The sequence below is a fragment of the Novosphingobium organovorum genome (assembly GCF_022832435.1).
GTDB classification, from domain to species: domain Bacteria; phylum Pseudomonadota; class Alphaproteobacteria; order Sphingomonadales; family Sphingomonadaceae; genus Novosphingobium; species Novosphingobium organovorum.
Genome location: NZ_JALHLF010000209.1, coordinates 1 through 3032, shown reverse-complemented (window position 1 = coordinate 3032; position 3032 = coordinate 1). Strand labels below are relative to the sequence as shown.

General features: G+C 69.8%; 2 protein-coding genes. Both read right to left on the bottom strand.

Features of this window, described 5'->3' with window-relative positions; translation table 11 throughout:
- A partial coding sequence (locus MTR62_RS20620; protein WP_244024482.1) for a UDP-N-acetylmuramoyl-L-alanyl-D-glutamate--2,6-diaminopimelate ligase occupies positions 1 to 1146 on the bottom strand: 1146 nt, incomplete at its 3' end.
- Positions 1143 to 2921: a peptidoglycan D,D-transpeptidase FtsI family protein gene (locus MTR62_RS20615; RefSeq protein ID WP_244024480.1), complete on the bottom strand. Its 1779-nt coding sequence runs from the start codon at positions 2919 to 2921 to the stop codon at positions 1143 to 1145. The genes MTR62_RS20615 and MTR62_RS20620, both read right to left, overlap by 4 nt.
- Positions 2922 to 3032 lie beyond the last annotated feature (111 nt).

The window sequence follows — 3032 nt, the reverse complement described above, 5'->3', positions numbered from 1 at the left end:
GCCCGCGCCGAACACCACGATCAGCCGCCCACGCACGTGCGGGCGCAGCGCCGCAATCGCCGCCGCGAGCCCATCGGGGGTATGCGCGTAATCGACATAGACCGGCGCGCCCGCGGGCGTGATCGCCGCGCGTTCGAGCCGCCCGCGCACGGTAACGAGGCGCTTCATCGCGTCGAACACCGCGTCCGCCTGCCCGCCGCTCGCCAGCACCAGCCCCGCCGCGACAAGCGCGTTGGCGGCCTGATAGGCCCCGATCAGCGGCAGCGCGATCATCCGCACCGTCCCGGCATGTTCGACCTGGAGCTGCTGGCCAAGCCCGCCCGGCGTGCGGTCGACAAGGCGGATCTGCTCGCCCTTCGCGCCCACCGTGAAGATCTTCAGGCCGCGCGCGCGGGCGTGGGTGATGGCCTTGTCCGACCAGGGATCGTCGGCCCAGATCACCGCCGTGCCATCGTCCGCGACGACCTCGTCGAACAGGCGCATCTTGGCGGCGAAGTAGTCCTCCATGCTCGCATGATAATCGAGATGGTCGCGGCTCAGATTGGTGAAGGCCCCGGCCACGACGCGCGGCCCCTCGATCCGGTACTGCGAGAGCCCGTGGCTCGACGCTTCGTAGGCGACGTGGCTGACCCCTTCGCGCGCAAGCCCGGTGAGATTGCCGAGAAAGGTCACGATGTCGGGTGTGGTCAGCCCGGTCGAGACGCTTTCGTCGCTGGTCGTCACGCCCAGCGTGCCGATCGAGGCGGCGCGCTCGCCGTTCATGCGCCACAGCTGGCGGGTCAGCTCGACGGTCGAGGTCTTGCCGTTGGTCCCGGTCACCGCGACGAGCGTTTCGGGCACCGGCACGAAGAACGGCGCGGCGAGCTGCGCGAAGAGCCGGCGCGGCTCTTCATCGGCAAAGTGGACCGCACCTTCGACCGTGACGCCGGGCGCGCTGACGATGGCGATGGCGCCCGCGGCAATGGCATCGGCGATGTAGTCCTCGCCGTTGAAACGCGCGCCCCTGAACGCGCCGAACACGGTGCCCGGCGCGACCTTGCGGTGGTCGATCGCAAAGCCCGTCACCGCATTCTCGCCCATCCCTGCCGCCGCATCGGGACCGGGGAAGGAGAGGCCGGCGCGGGCGCAGAGGGCGGAGAGTTTCATTCGGCGGTATCGCTCACTTGCTTCGGGATCAGGGGGGTCAGGTCGGAGATGTCGATGTCGCGGGTCTCGTCGGGCATGATGCCCAGCAAGGGGCCGATGCGCGGGATCACCCGGCCCACCGCCGGTGCCGCGTTCCAGGCCGCGGTGCGCTGGTAGGAGGTGGCGGGCGTGCCCTGCGGCTCGTCCATCATCGCCACCACCACATAGCGCGGCTTGTCCATCGGGAAGGCGGCGGCAAAGGTCGAGATCAGCGAGTGGTGGCGGTAGCCGTGAACGCCCGGCTTCTCGGCCGAACCGGTCTTGCCACCGACGCGGAAACCCGGAACGTCGGCGCTGCGCCCGGTGCCGTAGCGCACCACCATGCGCAGGAGCTGGCGCAGCCGCGCCGAAGTCGATGCGCTGAACACCCGCTTGCCCGGCGGCACATCGCCCGGCGCCACCTTGTGCAGCGTCGCCGGGCGCCAGATGCCCCCGTTGACGAGCGCGGCGTAAGCCGAGGCGAGGTGCAGCGGGGTCACCGCGATGCCGTGGCCATAGGCGACGGTCATCGTGCGCACCCGCGGCCACTTGCCGCTCGGCCAGATCGGCATCCCGCGCGCGGGCAGCTCGATCGAGGGGCGCCGGTTCATGCCCAGCGATTCCATGACCTTCTTGAGCCGGTCCCCGCCCAGTTCGTCGGCAATCTCGGCGGTCACCACGTTCGAGGAGTGGATCAGCGTCTCCTCGACGTTGAGCGTGTCGCCCATCTTGTGCATGTCCTTGATCCAGAACCGTCCCATCTTGAACGGCTTGGCCGGCCAGCGACGGCTCAGATCCGTGATCACGCCCGCGTCGATGGCGGCGGCGACGGTGATCGGCTTGAAAGTCGAGCCCAGCTCGTAGACCTGGTTGGTGACGCGGTTGAAGCCGCGCGGCACGTCGCCCTCGGCGGCTTCCTCGGGCGTCACCACCATGTCGTGCGGCTTGACGTGGTTGGGATCGAACGAGGGCAGCGAGGCGAGCGCGAGCACTTCGCCGGTGTCCACGTCGAGCACCACGCCCGCCGCGCCCTTGGCGTCGCTCAGCTGGATGGCCTTGCCCAGTTCGTCCTCGAGCGCGCTCTGGACGCGAAAATCGATCGAGATCACCGAAGGCGTCTCGCGGCCCTTGGCGCTGACCAGCTGCTTGTCGAGCGCTTCTTCCATGCCGACCTTGCCCTGCCCGTAGCTGTCGACATAGCCCAGCACGTGCGCGGCGAGCGAGCCCTGCGGGTAGAAACGCGTGGTCTCGAGCGGAAATTCAAGCGCGGGCTCACCCAGTTCGTGGACCGCGTTGGCCTCTTCGGGCAGCAGCGACTTGCGCAAGTAGCCCGGCTTGCCCGAGCGCAGCCGCTCGAGCACCTTGGCCCGGTCGAGATCGGGGAAGATGCGCAGCAGGCCGTCGGCGACCTGCTCGGGCGTGTGGATCAGCGGCGCGCCTTCGGTCATCGCCTTGGGGTTGAACCACAGCGAATAGACGCGAAAATCGCGCGCCAGCGGCACGCCGTTGCGATCGACGATCTCGCCGCGCTGGGGGGTGAGCAGGTCGGCCAGGCTCACCTCGCGCGGCGAGGCGCCGGTGGTCCCCAAATAGACGATACGCAGCACCGCGCCCAGCCCGACCAGCAGGAACAGCCCCAGCACCCACAGCACGCGCAGCTTGGCAACGATGAGCGCGCGCTGGCGCACGTTGAGCAGCCGGCTGGTGCCGGTCGGGACCGTCGTGGGCGTTGTCGTCTGGAAGGCCAGCGCCGTCACTGGTTGGCCGCCTCCGCAACCTCGATGCTCGCCAGGCGGCGCGACAGCGCGGCGCCGGTGTCGGCCCGGACGGGCGTCTTGCCGGCAGCGCCGCTCCTGGCCCCGGTGTCG